The organism is Pseudomonas sp. S1(2024) (assembly GCF_046557535.1).
The window spans coordinates 65,989-81,289 of the sequence record NZ_JBKGFP010000091.1; the positions used below are offsets into that span (position 1 = coordinate 65,989).

General features: G+C 65.4%; 12 protein-coding genes. 8 read left to right on the plus strand and 4 right to left on the minus strand.

The genetic code is table 11. From position 1 onward, the window contains the following. Positions 1-67: 67 nt before the first annotated feature. Both ACLCGK_RS25300 and ACLCGK_RS25305 read right to left on the minus strand, forming a co-directional pair. Complete coding sequence (locus ACLCGK_RS25300) at positions 68-2,029, minus strand: alkyl/aryl-sulfatase (RefSeq protein ID WP_023663035.1); 1,962 nt, start codon at positions 2,027-2,029, stop codon at positions 68-70. A gap of 101 nt (positions 2,030-2,130) precedes the next feature. Further along, complete coding sequence (locus ACLCGK_RS25305) at positions 2,131-3,054, minus strand: LysR family transcriptional regulator (protein ID WP_410953208.1); 924 nt, start codon at positions 3,052-3,054, stop codon at positions 2,131-2,133. A gap of 83 nt (positions 3,055-3,137) precedes the next feature. On the opposite strand from ACLCGK_RS25305, the gene ACLCGK_RS25310 reads away from it, so the two are divergent. The 5 genes from ACLCGK_RS25310 to ACLCGK_RS25330 are packed head-to-tail and all read left to right on the plus strand — an operon-like array spanning position 3,138 to position 8,975. After that, positions 3,138-4,376 (plus strand): 3-hydroxyacyl-CoA dehydrogenase NAD-binding domain-containing protein, encoded by a 1,239-nt coding sequence (locus ACLCGK_RS25310; protein ID WP_410953209.1) that lies wholly within the window; start codon positions 3,138-3,140, stop codon positions 4,374-4,376. Further along, entirely contained in the window at positions 4,373-6,148 is a 1,776-nt protein-coding gene (locus ACLCGK_RS25315) for an acyl-CoA dehydrogenase C-terminal domain-containing protein (RefSeq protein WP_410953210.1), read from the plus strand. Before ACLCGK_RS25310 ends, ACLCGK_RS25315 begins: the two co-directional genes overlap by 4 nt. Positions 6,149-6,178: 30 nt before the next feature. Beyond that, positions 6,179-7,342 (plus strand): iron-containing alcohol dehydrogenase, encoded by a 1,164-nt coding sequence (locus ACLCGK_RS25320; RefSeq protein WP_410953211.1) that lies wholly within the window; start codon positions 6,179-6,181, stop codon positions 7,340-7,342. Continuing rightward, positions 7,342-7,794 carry an acyl-CoA thioesterase gene (locus ACLCGK_RS25325; protein ID WP_003260181.1) on the plus strand — a complete coding sequence of 151 codons (453 nt, stop codon included), beginning with the start codon at positions 7,342-7,344 and terminating at the stop codon, positions 7,792-7,794. The genes ACLCGK_RS25320 and ACLCGK_RS25325 overlap by 1 nt, the downstream gene beginning before the upstream one ends. After that, positions 7,791-8,975: an acetyl-CoA C-acyltransferase gene (locus tag ACLCGK_RS25330; RefSeq protein WP_023663031.1), complete on the plus strand. Its 1,185-nt coding sequence runs from the start codon at positions 7,791-7,793 to the stop codon at positions 8,973-8,975. The genes ACLCGK_RS25325 and ACLCGK_RS25330 overlap by 4 nt, the downstream gene beginning before the upstream one ends. Before the next feature lie 95 nt (positions 8,976-9,070). Here the strand turns inward: ACLCGK_RS25330 and ACLCGK_RS25335 are convergent, their stop codons facing one another. Next, entirely contained in the window at positions 9,071-9,931 is an 861-nt protein-coding gene (locus ACLCGK_RS25335; protein WP_410953212.1) for a CAP domain-containing protein, read from the minus strand. Positions 9,932-10,074: 143 nt separating this feature from the next. Here ACLCGK_RS25335 and ACLCGK_RS25340 point away from each other — a divergent pair, with 143 nt between their 5' ends. Continuing rightward, on the plus strand, positions 10,075-10,371 hold the full coding sequence (locus tag ACLCGK_RS25340) for a DUF3144 domain-containing protein (RefSeq protein WP_015269483.1): 297 nt from the start codon (positions 10,075-10,077) through the stop codon (positions 10,369-10,371). Between the two features lie 174 nt (positions 10,372-10,545). Here the strand turns inward: ACLCGK_RS25340 and soxR are convergent, their stop codons facing one another. Next, the gene (gene soxR, locus ACLCGK_RS25345; RefSeq protein ID WP_039614512.1) at positions 10,546-11,001 is read right to left on the minus strand and encodes a redox-sensitive transcriptional activator SoxR; all 456 of its coding nucleotides are present in this window, start codon (positions 10,999-11,001) and stop codon (positions 10,546-10,548) included. An 85-nt stretch (positions 11,002-11,086) separates the two neighbouring features. Between soxR and ACLCGK_RS25350 the strand changes: the two genes are divergently transcribed. Together ACLCGK_RS25350 and ACLCGK_RS25355 are read left to right on the plus strand one after the other, a co-directional pair. Further along, positions 11,087-12,184 (plus strand): efflux RND transporter periplasmic adaptor subunit, encoded by a 1,098-nt coding sequence (locus tag ACLCGK_RS25350; RefSeq protein ID WP_410953213.1) that lies wholly within the window; start codon positions 11,087-11,089, stop codon positions 12,182-12,184. After that, a complete protein-coding gene (locus ACLCGK_RS25355) occupies positions 12,181-15,261 on the plus strand; it encodes a MexW/MexI family multidrug efflux RND transporter permease subunit (protein WP_410953214.1) in 3,081 nt (1,026 codons plus the stop codon). Before ACLCGK_RS25350 ends, ACLCGK_RS25355 begins: the two co-directional genes overlap by 4 nt. Positions 15,262-15,301 lie beyond the last annotated feature (40 nt).

A 15,301-nucleotide genomic window follows, 5' to 3' on the forward strand; every position in this document is an offset into this window, starting at 1 on the left:
TACGATGTGAATCCAGACGCCATTGCGGTACCTGTGAGAGCGGGCTTGCCGGCGAAGATGCCGGCGCTCAAGGGGTCACGATGTTGAAGCGGGAATCGGCGTTCTCCAGGCCGCCCATGAAACGCAGAAACTTCACCCGCTCACCTTCGATGGAAATCTCACCCAGCGTGGCCTCCTTTAGGAACCCGGTCTGCTTCAGGGCAATGCGGTCCAATGTCTGTTTGCTCATGCTCACCTGCACATCGGCCTGGGCGTGACGAGCCAGGTCGCGATGGGTGAGCACGCCGTTGCGCAGGGTCAGCGCGTAGTCTTCACCCAGGTCGGTGAAGCGCCAGTTGATGCTCAGGTCGCTCTCCGCCGCCTTGAAGGCATCCACCCGTACCCCAAGGTAATCGAAGAACAGGCTTGGGGTCAGTGCCCGCACCATGTCGTCGGCATTGCCGCCACTGCCGGTGGCGGCGGCTATTCCGCCGCGCAGCTCCTGGGCGCCGCTGAGGTAGGCGTTGCGCCAGGTAGCGTTCTCGCTCTGGTAACCCAGCTGTTCCAGCGCATCGGCCTGCAGTTCGCGCGCTGCGGTATTGCCCGGTTCGGCGAATACCAGATGGTTCACCAGCTGCGCGACCCAGCGGTAGTCACCTTCGGCAAAGGCTTGGCGTGCCTGGGCCAGCACCTGATCGGCGCCACCCATTGCCGCCACGTAGCGCTTGCCGGCAGCTTGCGGCGGCAGTGGGTCGAGGTTGGCCGGGTTGCCATCGTAAAAGCCCATGTAGCGTTGGTAGACCGCACGTACGTTATGGCTGAGCGAGCCATAGTAGTCGCGGCTGTACCACTTGCTGGCCAGGCGCGGCGGGAGGTTGGCCAGGCTCTGGGCGATTTCCATTGGTGTCTGGCCCTGGTTGATCAGGCGCAAGGTCTGGCTATCGATGAAGGCATACATGTCGCGCTGGTCGGCCAGGTACTCGCGGATTGCCGGCCCGCCCCAGGTCGGCCAGTGATGCTGGGCGAACACTACCTCGGCCTGGTCGCCGTAACGCAACAGCGATTGGTCCAGGTAGTGCGCCCAGACTTTCGGGTCGCGTACCAGCGCACCGCGCAGGGTCAGCACATTGTGCTGCACGTGGGTGGCGTTCTCGGCCATGCACAGAGCCTTGAGCCCAGGGAAGTAGATGTTCATCTCCGCTGGCGCTTCGGTGCCAGGGGTCAACTGGAACTCTACCTCCACGCCGCTGAGGGTCATGCGTTGCAGCGGCTGGCTGATTTCCAGCGTCGGCGCTATCAGGCTGACGGTGGCGTTGGCCGGCACCCCTTTGCCCAGACCGGCATCCACCTGGCCGCGTGGCCCGCGGGGCAGCGGGGCACCGTACATGTACTGGGCGCGGCGCTTCATGGCCGGGCCGGCCAGCACGTTTTCGCCGATGGCATGCTCGAAGAAGCCTTCGGGTGCAATGACCTGGACCTTGCCGGCCTTTACGTCCGCCTCGTCGATCACCCCGCGCGCGCCGCCGAAATGGTCGATGTGCGGGTGGGTGTAGATCAGCGTGGTCACCGGTTTGCGCGGGCGGTGCCGAAAATACAGTTCGAGGCCGGCCCTGGCGGTTTCGACGGCCAGCAGCGGATCGAGCACGATCAGCCCGTCCTGGCCTTCAACGATGGTCATGTTGGCCAAGTCCAGGCCGCGGACCTGGTAGATGCCTTCGGTGACCTTGAACAGGCCGGCGATGGTGTTCAGCTGGGCGATGCGCCACAGGCTCGGGTTTACCGTGGCCGGGGCCTGCGTCGGGTCGAGAAAACGATACTGGCCCAGGTCCCACACAGTCTTGCCATCGGCGGTCGCGACCGGCCCGTCGAAGCGTTCAAGCAGCCCGCGCCGGGCCGCTTCGAAATCCCCGTGGTCATCGAAAGGCAGGCGTTGCAGCCATTGCTGGTTGCTGGCCTGGGTGGCCGGGGTGGCATCCTTTGCCGCCGTAGTGGCCAGGCTCGGGAGGGGCGCCAGCAGGGCGAGCGCCAGCATCGACAGTGGGAAGCGCATGGTGTGTCCTTGTTGTTATGGTGGCGGACCACTGTAGGGGACGGGTTCGGGCACCAGCCAATACCAGAGCGGCATGGTTGCCATCGCATTTGCTGATGGCCTCAGGCAGGCGGAAGCTCCATGATCTGCTCCACCAGCCAGGCCAGGGCGGGGTCGTGCCGACGATGGGTCAGGTACACCAGTTCCAGCTCGAACGGCTCCAGGGCGAAGGGCAGTTCGTGCACCGCCAAGGGCAGCAACTTGGCGAACTGCTGCGCAAGTTGCCGCGGCAGCACCACGCACATCTCGGTGGCGGCGGCCAGATGCGCTGCTTGAAGGTAGTTGGGGGTGGTGTAGGCAATTTTCCGGGTCAGGCCTTGTTCGGCCAGCCATTGGTCGACCATGCCGCGGGTCTGGCCACCGTGTACCCAGATGTGCCGCAAACCAAGAAACGCCTGAAGATCCAGTGCCTGGTCCGGCGCCAGTTGCGGATGCTTCTGGCGCAGCGCGACTTGCAGGGTTTCACGCCTCCAGGGGCGGCGGCTGAAACGTGCCGGCACCTCATCGAAGCGCCCCAGCACCAGGTCGAGGTCGCCGCGGTCCAGCGCGTCGGCCGGCAGGTTGGGAGCCAGGTGCACCACATCGATGCGCAAGTGCGGGGCCAGTACCTGCAGGCGTGCCAGCAGCGGTGGCATGCACAACTGTTCGACGAAGTCGGTGAGGGCGATGCGCAGCTGACGGTGGCTGCGCTGTGGCTCGAAGGCATCGCCAGTGGCCAGGGTCTGCTCGATTTGTTGCAGCGCCGCTCGAATCGGCCCTTCCAGCGCCAACGCCCGTGGCGTAGGGCGCATGCGCCGGCCCACACGAACCAGCAGCGGGTCGCCCAGCTGGTCGCGCAACCGCGCCAGAGCGTTGCTGACAGTGGGCTGGGTCAGGGCCAGGCGTTCAGCCGCCCGTGAGACGTTCTGCTCGCGCAGCAACATGTCGAAGACCCGCAGCAGGTTCAGATCGAAGTTGGAAATATTCATGGGCAGAATATATGGCATACGAAATTGAAATTTCAAAAATACCTGCGGCCTGCTTAGGGTGATGCCTGTCCTCATACCTACAACAAGCAGGAGCGTTGCGCGTGAATACCCCCTTTCCGATCAACCAGGTGGCCGTGATAGGCGCAGGTACCATGGGCCGCGGCATTGTCATCAGCCTCGCCAGTGCCGGGCTGTCGGTGCTGTGGCTCGACAGCAACGCATCAGCCCTGGACGCTGGCCTGAGCATGGTCAGCCAGGCCTGGACCCAGCAGGTGGAGAAGCAGCGTGTCACCCAGGCCGAGGCTGAAGCCTGCCTGGCGCGAGTGCAGGCGGTGGATGGCTACGCCGCGCTGGCCCAGGCCGATCTGGTGATCGAGGCAGTGTATGAAAGCCTTGAACTCAAACAGGAAATCTTCCGGGCCCTGGACCAGCACCTCAAACCGGAGGCGATCCTGGCCAGCAATACCTCGGCGCTGGACATCGACGCGATCGCGGCGGTGACCCGGCGACCGTCGCACGTACTGGGCCTGCATTTCTTCAGCCCCGCGCATGTCATGAAGCTGCTTGAGATAGTGCGCGGCGCGCACACCGGCCAGGCGGTGCTCCATACCGCCCTGGCGCTGGGCGAGCGCCTGGGCAAGGTGGCGGTAGTGGCCGGCAACTGCCCCGGTTTCATCGGCAACCGCATGCTGCGCAGTTATGTGGCCGAAGCGCGCAAGTTGCTGCTCGAAGGCGCGCTGCCGCACCAGGTGGATGCGGTGCTGCAACAGTTCGGTTTTGCCATGGGCCCGTTCCGCATGTACGACGTGGTCGGTATCGACCTGGAATGGCGTGCCCGCCAGCTGGCCAGGCAGGGCATGCACGATCCGCTGGTGCAAGTGGATAATGCGCTGTGTGATCTGGGCCGGCTGGGTCAGAAGACAGGGAAGGGCTATTACCGTTATGCACCTGGCAGCCGCCAGGCCGAGCATGACCCCGAGGTCGACGCCCTGGTGCTCAAGATTTCCAACGACCTGGGTTACCGACGCCGGGGCATCAGCGCCGAGGAAATCGTCGAGCGCTGCCTGCTGGCGCTGGTCAACGAGGGCGCGAAGATTCTGCAGGAAGGCATCGCTGCCAGCAGCGCCGACATCGACCGGGTGTGGCTCAACGGCTATGGCTTCCCTGCGGCCACAGGTGGCCCGATGCGCTGGGCCGATGACCAGGGTGCAGCATTCGTCCTGGCTCGGCTGGAATACCTGCAAAGCGTACTGGGCGAGCACTGGCGCCCGGCCGCTCTGCTCTGCACGCTGGTGGCAAACGGCAAGCGTTTCGAGCAGCTGGCGGAGGTTCAGGCATGAACTACCAGGCTCCCTTGCGCGACATGCGCTTCGTGCTGCACGAACTGTTCGACGTTGCCGCCCATTGTCAGCAGCTGGGTATCGAACTGGACCGCGACACACTCGACGGCATACTGGAAGAGGCCGCGCGCTTTACCGGCGAGGTAGTCGCTCCGCTCAACCGCAACAGTGACGAGCAGGGCTGCCAGTTGGCTGAGGGGGAGGTCATCACGCCCGATGGTTTCCGCGACGCCTACCGGCAATACGTGGCCCACGGCTGGGCCAGCATGACCGGGCCGCAGGCTTACGGCGGGCAGGGCCTGCCGCAAATGGCCTCGGCCAGCTTCCACGAAATGCTGATGGCCGCGTCGTTGTCGTTCCGCATCTACTCCGGCCTCACCGAAGGTGCCGTGCTGGCCCTGCATCGCCATGGCAGCCCGGCGCTGCAGCAGTCCTATCTGGCGCGCATGGTCAGTGGCGAGTGGGCCGGCACCATGTGCCTCACCGAGCCGCAGGCCGGCACCGACCTGGCCTTGCTGCGCACCCGCGCCCAGCCGCAGGTCGACGGTTCCTATCGCATCACAGGCAGCAAGATCTTCATCAGTGGCGGCGAACAGGACCTGACCGACAATATCGTTCATCTGGTACTTGCACGCCTGCCCGATGCGCCGGCCGGGGTGCGGGGCATCAGCCTGTTCCTGGTGCCCAAGCTGCTGCCGGGCGGCGAACGCAACGCGTTGGGCTGTGGCGCGCTGGAGCACAAGATGGGCATCAAGGGCGCCTCGACTTGCGTGATGAATTTCGACGGTGCCCAGGGATGGCTGGTAGGCGAGGCCAACCAAGGCCTGGCGTGCATGTTTACCATGATGAACGACGCCCGTTTCCAAGTCGGCCTGCAGGGGCTGGGCATTGCCGAAGCGGCCTTCCAGGGGGGGCTGGCCTATGCACGCGAGCGCTTGCAATCGCGCGCGCTGACCGGCCCGGCGGCGGCGGACAGGCCGGCCGATCCGATCATCGTCCACCCGGATGTGCGACGTATGCTGCTGACCCAGAAAACCCTTACCGAGGGCTGCCGAATGCTGGCCATCTATACCGCCCGGCAGCTCGACCTGGAGCACGCAGCGCCTAGCGATCAGGCACGCAAGGGCGCAACCCGGCGGGCGGCACTGCTGATCCCGATCGTCAAGGCGTTTTTCACCGATGTCGGGCAGGAGGTCGCCAGCCTTGGCGTGCAGCTATATGGCGGACACGGCTATATCCGCGAGTGGGGCATGGAGCAGTTGATGCGCGACAGCCGCATCACCCAGCTCTATGAAGGCACCAACGGCATCCAGGCTCTCGACCTGGTGCGCCGCAAGCTGCTGGGCGACGGCGGGGCCGAGCTGAACTTGCTGGTCGATGAACTGGCCCTGCATGTCGAGGCGGCTGGTGTCGGTGGTGGTCTGCATGCCATGGCGACAGCGGTCGGGCAGCGCCTGGAGGAATGGCGTGTGCTGGCAGGCCATGTAGTCGAGGCTTGCCAGCGTGACCCTCAGGAAATGGGCGCGGTCTCGGTGGACTTCCTGGCCTACTCGGCCTATGTGCTGCTCGCAGCGTTTTGGCTGCAGGCAGCCGTGCGCGCCGAGACGGCGCTGGCTGGCGGCAGTGCCGAAACGGATTTCTACCGGGCCAAGCTGCACGCGGCGCAGTTCTACTGGCGACGCGTCCTGCCCCGCGCCACCGCGCACCGCGAAGCCCTGCTGGGCGGTGCACATTGCCTCATGGCACTGCCTGCGAGTGACTTCGCCTTCTGACGCAGGGCCAACGACGACAAGGAGAGCCAGATGCAGCCTTTCAGCTTTGCCACTACCGGGCAGATCCTCTGCGAAGCAGGCGCGGTGCAGCGCCTTGCCACTCTGTGCCGCGAGCGTGGCGCACGGCGCGTGCTGATCGTCAGTGACCCCGGTATCGCCCGCCTGGGCATGCTCGATGATCTGCTACCGGGATTCACGACGGCCAAGGTCGGCGTGGGGATCTTCAGCGAGGTTACCGCCGACCCCAGCGAAGCTTGTGTACTGGCAGCTACCCAGCGGGCCCGGCATATCGGTGCCGACCTGGTGGTGGGCTTTGGCGGCGGCAGTTCGATGGATGTTGCCAAGCTGGTCGCGCTGCTGGCCCACCGCGACTGCAACCAGCCGCTTGCCGAACTCTATGGCATGGACAAGGCCAAGGGCCGACGCCTGCCGTTGATCCAGGTGCCGACCACGGCCGGCACCGGTTCGGAGGTGACGCCGATCGCCATCGTCACCACCGGCACCACCAGCAAGATGGGCATCGTCTCGCCGCTGCTGCTGCCGGACCTGGCGGTACTCGATGCCGTCTGCACGCTCGGCCTGCCCCCGGCGGTAACCGCCGCAACCGGTATCGATGCCATGGTGCATGCCATCGAAGCCTATACCAGCCGTCTCAAGCGCAACCCGCTGTCGAGCCTGCTGGCGCGCGAGGCGCTGCGGCTGCTGGCGGAAAACCTGGATCAGGCCGTGCACAATGGCGGCAATCTGGATGCGCGTCAGGCCATGCTGCTGGGCGCCTGCCTGGCCGGCCAGGCGTTTGCCAATGCCCCGGTGGCGGCGGTGCACGCGCTGGCTTACCCGTTGGGTGGGCACTTCCACATTCCCCATGGCCTGTCCAATGCATTGGTGTTGCCGCATGTGCTGCGTTTCAACCTGCCCGTGACGGTGACGGACTATGCCCAGCTGGCGGTGCCCCTGTTGGGCGCACGGTTGCAGCCTGGCGACCTGTACCGGCAGGCTGATCAGTTCGTCGAGGAACTGGCCGCGCTGGGCGCCCGCTGCGGTTTGCCTGGGCGGCTGCGTGATGCCGATGTTCCGCGCCATCGCCTGCCGCAACTGGCAGAAGATGCCATGCAACAGCAGCGCCTGCTGGTCAACAACCCGCGTGAAGTCACCCAGGCCGATGCACTGGCCATCTACGAGGCTGCCTACTGATGAGCGTGCATCGGCAACGTGACTACTACCGGCACTACACACCAATCGCCACCCGCTGGCATGACAATGACGCCTACGGGCACGTGAACAACGTGGTCTATTACGGCTTTTTCGACAGCGCCGTGAACCGCCTGCTGATCGAGCAGGGCGGACTGGATATCCACCATGGCGCGGTGATTGCGCTGGTGGTCAGTTCGGCCTGCGACTACCAGTCGCCTGTAGCGTTTCCGCAGGGCATCGAGGTGGGCCTGGCGGTAAGCCGGCTGGGCAACACCTCGGTGCAGTACCAGTTGGCCGTATTCATCCAGGGCCAATCCCTGGCTTGCGCCACCGGACGCTTCGTCCATGTATTCGTCGACCGGCAGGGCCGACGCCCGGTCCCGGTGCCTGCCCGCTTGCGGCAGGTGTTGAGCGAACTGCAGCCTTTACTCCCCGAGGAATTTCGACCATGAAAGACGCCGTGATCGTAGCCACTGCCCGCACACCCATCGGCAAAGCCATGCGTGGCGCCTTCAACGACCTGAAAACCCCCAGCATGACTGCCGTCGCCATTCGGGCAGCCGTCGAGCGGGCTGGTATCGAGCCGGCGCAGGTGGAGGATCTGGTGCTGGGTACCGCCATGCAGAGTGGTACCGCCGCGATCAACCCTGGCCGACTGTCGGCGCTGGCTGCCGGCTTGCCGCAATCGGTCAGCGGGCAGACCCTCGACCGCCAGTGTGCGTCGGGCCTGATGGCCATCGCTACAGCGGCCAAGCAGATCATTGTCGATGGTATGCAGGTGACCATCGGCGCCGGCCAGGAGCAGATCAGCCTGGTCCAGCAGGTGCACAACCAGCTGGCCAGCGAGGCCTATGACCCTGCCGTGCTGCGAATGAGCGAACACGCCTACATGCCGATGCTGCAAACCGCCGAGTTTGTCGCCCGCCGCTATGGCATCAGCCGGGAAGCGCAGGACGCCTACGCCTTGCAGTCGCAGCAACGCACTGCAGCGGCGCAGGCGGCGGGGTTGTTTGCCGATGAAATCGTGCCCGTCTCGGCACGCAGGAAGGTTGTCGACAAGCTGTCCGGTGCGGTGAGCCATGAGGAAGTCTGCCTCAGCCAGGACGAAGGAAACCGGCCGGCGACCACCCTGGCAGACCTGCAAGGGCTGAAGCCAGTTGTCGAAGGCGGCTGCGTGACGGCCGGCAATGCCAGCCAGCTGTCTGATGGCGCCAGTGCCTGCGTGCTGATGGAAGGCGCACTGGCCGCAAGGTCGGGCAAGGCGCCGCTGGGGTTGTATCGTGGTATCGCCGTGGCCGGTCTGGCTCCTGAGGAAATGGGTATTGGCCCGGTGCTGGCGGTGCCCAGGTTGCTGCACCAGCACGGCCTGAACGTGGACGACATCGGTCTGTGGGAGCTGAACGAAGCGTTCGCCTGCCAGGTACTGTACTGTGCCCAGCGTTTGCAGATAGACCCTGCGAAGCTGAACGTCAATGGCGGTGCCATTGCCATCGGCCACCCCTACGGCATGAGCGGTGCACGGATGGTCGGGCATGCGCTTCTGGAGGGCAGGCGGCGCGGGGTGAAGTACGTGGTGGTGACCATGTGTGTTGGCGGCGGGATGGGCGCGGCAGGGCTGTTCGAAGTGCTGTAGGGCATCCGTCAGGCCAGCCCCGGCGTCTGCGGCTGGCCGCGGGGTGGCCTGCAAGTCTGAACGGCGGCTCGTTCGGGGTCTGCAGCCTGAGTCAGTCAAGGCGCGCCGAACAGCATCGTCCAGTACACGCCGTTATCGCTACGCGAGTTCTCGGCAAAGGCCGCACCCACCTGGGTAAACATCGGGTTCATCAGGTTGGCGCAATGCCCGGGGCTGGCCAGCCAGCCTGCCATCGCCTTGCTCGGCGAGCCTTGGCCTGCGGCAATGTTCTCGCCGATCTGCCGCCCACGGTAGCCGGCATCCCATGCCCGATCCGCGGGAAGATCACCGTCGAGGTCGCGGTGCGCGAAGAAATTATCGTTGGCCATCGCCCGGCTGTGTCGCTGCGCCGCCGTTCCCAGGGCGGTGTTCCAGGTTAGCGGGCGTGCAGCGGCAAAGCGCTTGCGACCACACAGGCGTGGTTTCGCCCGTGCAGCGTTCACCTGTGCCAGCAACGCTTTGCTTGCCGATCGCCCATCGCCGAGCTGGGCATCGAGCAGGGGCCGAGCCAGCAGCACCCGCCACTCGTTGCGTGAGCGACTGACGCCGATATCGGCATATTGGCTATCGAGCAGGGCCGTGCAGTAGTCGCTGCGCAGCATGTCGAAGGCCTCCTCGGCATCTTGTGCGCCGACCAGACGGATGGCCCGCACCTTCACCGCCTGATACCCCGCAGCCTTCAATCCTTCCCGCAATGCCCCGCCGTAGCCGACCGGCAACGCCAGTTTCGGCTTCAGCACCAGCGGCGTCGAGCCCCGGATAATGCGCCGCTCGCAGCGTTGTGGCTGGGTGCGATAGTCGTTGATGGCTGCCACCAGTTGCCTTTCCCCGCTGGCATGGGCGGGGTTGGCGAACAGGTGGAAAAAAGGAATGAGGCAGAGCGAGACAAAGGGGGAGCGACGGACTGCGTGGCGCATGGGGTGAATGGCTCTGGTGAATGGCGGCGGCAAGGCCGAATTAAGGGCTCGGCTAAGACTGTGCGGCTCAATACAGGTTCACGCGTACGGGGTACAATTTTTCGCGGGTACTCAACTTGAATGCTGCAGCAAGGTAAACCGCAATGACACAAGCTACAGATCAGGCTTTTTATGACCGCGCGGATGCGCATATCGAACTGGCGAACCAGCAGATCGAGAAAATCGAAGACCTGGGCAAGGTCAGCGCCTCACTGACCTTCGGCGCCTCGCGCTTCAATGCCTGGATGAGCGCCCGCAGTTTCAAGACCAGTGCGGAACTGGCTGCCGCGCGGGAGGAGTTGTTGAAGTATTTCTGCGAGCAGTACCGGATGATGCTCGAGGACAACCTGGACGAGCACATCGAGCATTTCGACCGGTATGTGTTGGGCAAAGGCGACTGAACTTTATGGGGCAGGCGGTCCCTTGTAGGAGCGGCCTTGTGTCGCGAACGGGCTGCGGAGCAGCCCCAGGACCTCAGCCGAAATGCATAAATTGCTGGGGCTGCTCTGCAGCCCTTTCGCGACACAAGGCCGCTCCTACAGGGTACGCGATGCGTGGATAAACCCGGTGACGGGCTATCGGGCCTTTTTCTCCAGAATCCGCGGCCCGGTACCTTCCTTGCCCAGCACATCCTCGGGGTTGCGCAGTGGGCAATCTTCCAGCGACAGGCAGCCACAACCAATGCAGTTGTCCAGGCTGTCGCGCAACGCTTCCAGGGTGCGGATGCGGGCGTTCAGGTCCTCGCGCCAGGCGGTCGACATCTCGCCCCATTGCGCTGCCGTGAGCTTGCTGTTGGGCGCATAGCGGCTGAAGGCCTGCTTTATCTCGTCAAGCGGAATACCCGTGCGCTGCGCCACCTTGATGATGGCCAGCGTGCGCAGAACCAGTGAAGGATAGCGGCGCTGGTTACCCGCCGTACGGACGCTGGCGATCAGCCCCTTGGTCTCGTAGAAGTGCAGCGCAGAAACCGCCACGCCGCTGCGTTTGGCCACTTCCCCTACCGTTAGCATCCGTGTGTTGTCCGCTGCCATGCCTGTTGACCTCAAGTTAACTCGAGCTCTTATAGTCCTGCCCGACCTTCCCCGCAACCGCTTTCCCTGATGATCGGAGCACTGCATGAACAAAAGGACGTTACTGGCCTGGGCTGGCGCTGTTGCAGGTTTGCTGGCCGCTGCCTATGCATTGGTCGGAAGTGGCTCGGCGCCGCCGGCTGCGGCGGCATGGCCGGCGACCAAGGTGGCGCTGGCCACGGCCGAGCAAGTGCACCTGGCACGGCAGAACTTTGCTTCGGGGGAGCTGGAGGCGGTCAACCAGGTACAGGTGGCGGCCGAGACGGCGGGGCGCATCACCCGCATCGCCTTCGAGTCGGGGCAATTGGTGAGTGCAGGGCAATTGCTGGTACAGCTGAACGATGCCCCGGAGCAGGCCCAGCGCGTGCAGTTGCGCGCCAGGCTGCGCAATGCCGAAGTGGTGCTGCAGCGCAGCCGCAAGCTGCGCGCGGTGAACGCCGTGTCACAGGAGCTGCTCGACAATGCGGCCACCGCCGTGGACGTGGCCAGCGGTGAGCTGCAGCATGTCGAGGCGCTGATCGCGCAGAAGGCAATTCGCGCGCCGTTTGCCGGCAAGCTCGGCATTCGCCGGGTGCATCAGGGCCAGTACCTGAGCGCCGGTGAGACCATCGCCAGCCTGGCCGACATCAGCCAGCTGCACGTCAATTTTTCCCTGGGCGAACAAGCCGCCCCCGAAGTGCACGTGGGGCAACTGCTGGCGCTGACGGTGGATGCGGTGCGCGGGCAGGACTTCCAGGCCCGGGTGGTCGCGGTGGACCCGGTGGTGAGCAAGGCGCGCCTGGTGCAGGTGCAGGCGGCCTTGCCGAACCCGGGCGGGAAGTTGCAGCCGGGTATGTACGCCGGCGTGCGCCTGGATGCCGCGCAGCCGTCAAGCGTGCTGGCCGTGCCGGAAACCGCGATCACCTACACCGCCTACGGGCAGACGGTGTTCGTCGCTACCCGGGACCCTGAACAGGGCACCCGGGTCAGCCGGGTGCGGGTGACTACCGGTGAGCGCTGGCAGGGGCGGGTGGAGATCACCTCAGGCCTGGCACCCGGTGACCAGGTGGTGGTTTCCGGCCAGTTGAAACTGAGCGACGGCATGCCGGTCGAGCCAGTGGCTCAGGACAGCCTGCAGGCCAGCCAGGGAGGGCGGCAATCGTGAAGTTCACCGACCTCTTTGTCCGCCGCCCGGTGCTGGCGCTGGTGGTCAGCAGCCTGATCATCCTGTTGGGGCTGTTTGCCATGGGCAAGCTGCCGATCCGCCAGTACCCGCTGCTGGAAACTTCCACCATCACCATCAGCACCGAGTACCCGGGCGCCTCTGCCGAGCTGATGCAAGGCTTCGTGACCCAGCCGATCACCCAGGCGGTGTCGTCGGTCGAAGGCATCGACTACCTGTCCTCGTCGTCGCAGCAGGGGCGCAGCCTGATCACCTTGCGCATGGTGCTCAACCGCGATTCGACCCAGGCGCTTGCCGAGACCATGGCCAAGGTCAACCAGGTGCGCTATCGCCTGCCGGAAAAGGCCTACGACCCGGTGGTGGAGCTGTCGGCAGGTGACTCCACGGCGGTGGCCTACGTGGGCTTTGCCAGCGAAACCTTGTCGATACCCGAACTGAGCGATTACCTGTCGCGGGTGGTGGAACCGCAGTTCTCCGGCATCGACGGTGTGGCCAAGGTGCAGTCGTTCGGCGGGCAGCGCCTGGCCATGCGCCTTTGGCTGGACAGCGAACAGATGGCCGGGCGCGGGGTGACGGCTGCCGACGTGGCACAGGCGGTGCGTGCCAACAACTACCAGGCGACGCCGGGGCAGGTGCGTGGGCAGTACGTGCTGGCCGATATCCAGGTGGACACCGACCTGACCCGGGTCGAGGACTTCCGCGAGCTGATCATCCGCAACGATGGCACCGACCTGGTGCGCCTGCGCGATGTCGGCACCGTCGAGCTGAGCGCGGCGGCCACCCAGACCAGCGCCACCATGGACGGCAAGCCCGCCGTGCACCTGGGGCTGTTCCCCACCCCGACCGGCAACCCGCTGGTGATCGTCGAGGGTATTCGCCAGCTGCTGCCGCAGATCCGCCAGACCCTGCCACCCGGGGTGGAGGTGGCGCTGGCCTACGAAACCGCACGCTTCATCGACGCCTCGATCGACGAGGTGCTGCGCACGCTGGTGGAGGCCATGGTGATCGTGGTGCTGGTCATCTGGCTGTGCCTGGGTTCGCTGCGTAGCGTGGTGATCGCGGTGGTGGCCATCCCGCTGTCGATGCTCGGTGCGGCGGGCCTGATGCTGCTGTTCGGCTTCAGCCTGAACCTGCTGACCTTGCTGGCGATGGTGCTGGCCATCGGCCTGGTGGTGGACGATGCCATCGTGGTGGTGGAGAACGTGCACCGTCATATCGAAGAGGGCAAGTCGCCGATTGCCGCGGCGCTGGCCGGGGCGCGGGAAATCGCCGGGCCGGTGATCGCCATGACCCTGACCCTGGCCGCCGTATACGCGCCGATCGGCTTGATGGGCGGGCTGACCGGCACGCTGTTCCGTGAGTTTGCCCTGACCCTGGCTGGGGCGGTGATCGTGTCCGGCATCGTCGCGCTCACCCTGTCGCCGGTGATGAGTTCGCTGTTGTTGCAACCCGGCCAGCAGCATGGCGCCATGGCCAACATGGCCGACCGCCTGTTCGGCATGCTGACCGGGGCCTATGGGCGAGTACTCGCCTACACCCTGTCGCATCGCTGGATCAGTGGTGGTGTGGCGCTTGTGGTGTGCCTGAGCCTGCCTTGGCTGTACCTGCTGCCGCAGCGCGAACTGGCCCCGCCCGAGGACCAGGCGGCGGTGCTGACGGCCATCAAGTCGCCGCAGCATGCCAGCCTGGATTATGTGGAGCGCTTTGCCCTGAAGCTGGACCAGGTGATGAAGTCCCTCGCCGAAACCACCGACACCTGGATCATCAACGGCACCGACGGCCCGGCCGCCAGTTTCGGCGGCATCAACCTCAGCGCCTGGCAGGCCCGCGAGCGTTCCGCCGCGCAGGTGCAGGCGCAGTTGCAGCAGGCCGTGGCGGACATCGAGGGCAGCAGCATCTTCGCCTTCCAGGTGGCCTCGCTGCCGGGTTCCAGCGGTGGCTTGCCGGTGCAGATGGTGTTGCGCAGCGCACAGGACTACCCCGAGCTGTACCAGACCATGGAAATGATCAAGCAGCGCGCCCGCGACAGCGGCCTGTTCAGCGTGGTGGACAGCGACCTCGACTACAACAACCCGGTGGTCAAGGTGCGCATCGACCGCGCCAAGGCGGCCAGCCTGGGCATCAGCATGCAGGCCATCGGCGAGTCGCTGGGTGTGCTGGTGGGTGAACAGTACCTCAACCGCTTCGCCCTGTTCGGGCGCTCCTACGACGTGATCCCGCAAAGCATCCAGGACCAGCGCCTGACGCCGGCAGCGCTGAACCGCCAGTACGTGCGCGCCGAAAACGGCACCCTGGTGCCGCTGGCCACGGTGGTGCACCTGGACATCGAAGTGGCGCCCAACCGCTTGCTGCAGTTCGACCAGCAGAACGCCAGTACCCTGCAGGCGATCCCGGCGCCCGGTGTGTCGATGGGTAATGCCGTGGCATTTCTCGAACAGCTTGCCGCCGAACTGCCACCTGGCTTCAGCCATGACTGGCAATCGGAGTCGCGCCAGTACGTGCAGGAGGGCTTTGCCCTGATGTGGGCGTTTCTCGCCGCCCTGGTGGTGATCTACCTGGTGCTGGCCGCGCAGTACGAAAGCCTGGTGGACCCGCTGATCATCCTGGTGACCGTGCCGCTGTCGATCTGCGGTGCGCTGCTGCCGCTGGCGCTGGGCTGGGCCACGCTGAACATCTACACGCAGATCGGCCTGGTGACCCTGATCGGCCTGATCAGCAAGCACGGCATCCTGATGGTGGAGTTCGCCAACGAGATCCAGGTGCGTGACAACCTCGACCGTGCCACCGCCATCGTCCGCGCCGCGCAGATACGCCTGCGGCCGGTGCTGATGACCACGGCGGCGATGACCTTCGGCGTGCTGCCGCTGCTGTTCGCCAGCGGCGCCGGGGCCAACAGCCGCTTTGGCCTGGGGGTGGTGATCGTGTGCGGGATGCTGGTGGGGACCTTGTTTACATTGTTCGTGCTGCCGACGATCTATGCCTTGCTGGCGCGAGACCATCGGGTGGCCACGGTGCGGGGGCAGCAGTTGGCGGAGGCTGAGCGGGTGTTGGGCGTGTGAGGGGGAAACAGGGCCATTGGGGCTGCTCCGCAGCCCATCG

What these genes read in the sequence shown, in the direction of transcription:
- ACLCGK_RS25315 (WP_410953210.1), top strand. Translation starts at nt 4,373, where the DNA reads ATGAACTACCAGGCTCCCTTGCGCGACATGCGCTTCGTGCTGCACGAA.
- ACLCGK_RS25305 (WP_410953208.1), bottom strand. Translation starts at nt 3,054, where the DNA reads ATGCCATATATTCTGCCCATGAATATTTCCAACTTCGATCTGAACCTG.
- soxR (WP_039614512.1), bottom strand. Translation starts at nt 11,001, where the DNA reads ATGGCAGCGGACAACACACGGATGCTAACGGTAGGGGAAGTGGCCAAA.
- ACLCGK_RS25335 (WP_410953212.1), bottom strand. Translation starts at nt 9,931, where the DNA reads ATGCGCCACGCAGTCCGTCGCTCCCCCTTTGTCTCGCTCTGCCTCATT.
- ACLCGK_RS25340 (WP_015269483.1), top strand. Translation starts at nt 10,075, where the DNA reads ATGACACAAGCTACAGATCAGGCTTTTTATGACCGCGCGGATGCGCAT.
- ACLCGK_RS25325 (WP_003260181.1), top strand. Translation starts at nt 7,342, where the DNA reads ATGAGCGTGCATCGGCAACGTGACTACTACCGGCACTACACACCAATC.
- ACLCGK_RS25320 (WP_410953211.1), top strand. Translation starts at nt 6,179, where the DNA reads ATGCAGCCTTTCAGCTTTGCCACTACCGGGCAGATCCTCTGCGAAGCA.
- ACLCGK_RS25330 (WP_023663031.1), top strand. Translation starts at nt 7,791, where the DNA reads ATGAAAGACGCCGTGATCGTAGCCACTGCCCGCACACCCATCGGCAAA.
- ACLCGK_RS25350 (WP_410953213.1), top strand. Translation starts at nt 11,087, where the DNA reads ATGAACAAAAGGACGTTACTGGCCTGGGCTGGCGCTGTTGCAGGTTTG.
- ACLCGK_RS25300 (WP_023663035.1), bottom strand. Translation starts at nt 2,029, where the DNA reads ATGCGCTTCCCACTGTCGATGCTGGCGCTCGCCCTGCTGGCGCCCCTC.